Raw genomic sequence first — 1,167 nt, 5'->3', positions numbered from 1 at the left:
GCGCACCTCCCCGGAAGCCCCGGGTTCGCGGCCCGGCCCCCCTCCGTTTCCCGGCTGTCAGTGGCGGGTGGCAGGATCGGAGACATGCCAGACGTGCTCGATGCCACTCCCTACGACGCCCTGCTCCTGCTCTCGTTCGGCGGCCCCGAGGGCCCGGACGAGGTGGTTCCGTTCCTGGAGAACGTGACGCGCGGGCGAGGCATCCCCAAGGAACGCCTCAAGGAAGTGGGACAGCACTACTTCCTGTTCGGCGGGATCAGCCCCATCAACGACCAGAACCGCGCCTTCCTGGACGCCCTCCGCAAGGACTTCGCGGACCACGGCCTGGACCTGCCGGTCTACTGGGGCAACCGCAACTGGGCCCCGTACCTGACGGACACCCTGCGCGAGATGGTCGCCGACGGACGCCGCCGCATCCTCGTCCTGGCCACCAGCGCCTACGCCTCGTACTCGGGCTGCCGCCAGTACCGGGAGAACCTCGCCGAGTCCCTGGCGACCCTGGAGGCCGAGGGACTGGAGCTGCCGAGGATCGACAAACTGCGCCACTACTTCAACCACCCCGGCTTCCTGGAGCCGATGATCGACGGGGTGCTCGAATCCCTCGCCGACCTCCCCGAGGACGTCCGGGACGGCGCCCACCTCGCGTTCTCGACCCACTCCATCCCGACCGCCGCCGCCGACACCTCCGGCCCGGCCGAGGCCCACGGAGACGGCGGGGCGTACGTCGAGGAGCACCTGGACGTGGCCCGGCTGATCGCCGACACCGTCCGCGAACGCACCGGAATCGACCACCCCTGGCAGCTCGTCTACCAGTCCCGCTCCGGGGCCCCGCACATCCCCTGGCTGGAGCCCGACATCTGCGACCACCTGGAGGAGCGCCACAAGGCCGGCGCCCCCGCGGTCGTCATGGCACCCATCGGCTTCGTCTCCGACCACATGGAGGTCCTCTACGACCTCGACACGGAGGCCACGGCCAAGGCCGCGGAACTGGGACTGCCCGTACACCGGTCGGCCACCGTGGGCGCCGACCCGCGCTTCGCCGCCGCCGTCCGTGACCTCGTCCTGGAACGCGCCGCCGTAGAGAGTGGCCGGCACCGAGGGCACCCAGGGCGCAGGGTGTGACCTGCCGGCCACTCTCTACGGCGGCGCGTTCCAGGACGAGGTCAC

General features: G+C 71.0%; 1 pseudogene. It reads left to right on the top strand.

Annotated elements, in window-relative coordinates:
• Positions 1-84: 84 nt before the first annotated feature.
• Positions 85-1,092 (top strand): annotated as a pseudogene (locus JHN45_RS52440) (ferrochelatase); the annotation flags it as partial.
• Positions 1,093-1,167 lie beyond the last annotated feature (75 nt).

It is taken from the genome of Streptomyces sp. MBT53 (assembly GCF_016654115.1).
In the GTDB taxonomy this organism is placed as follows: Bacteria; Actinomycetota; Actinomycetes; order Streptomycetales; family Streptomycetaceae; genus Streptomyces.
The sequence above is the reverse complement of the archived record's forward strand: the minus strand, read 5'-3'. Positions and strand labels throughout refer to the sequence as shown.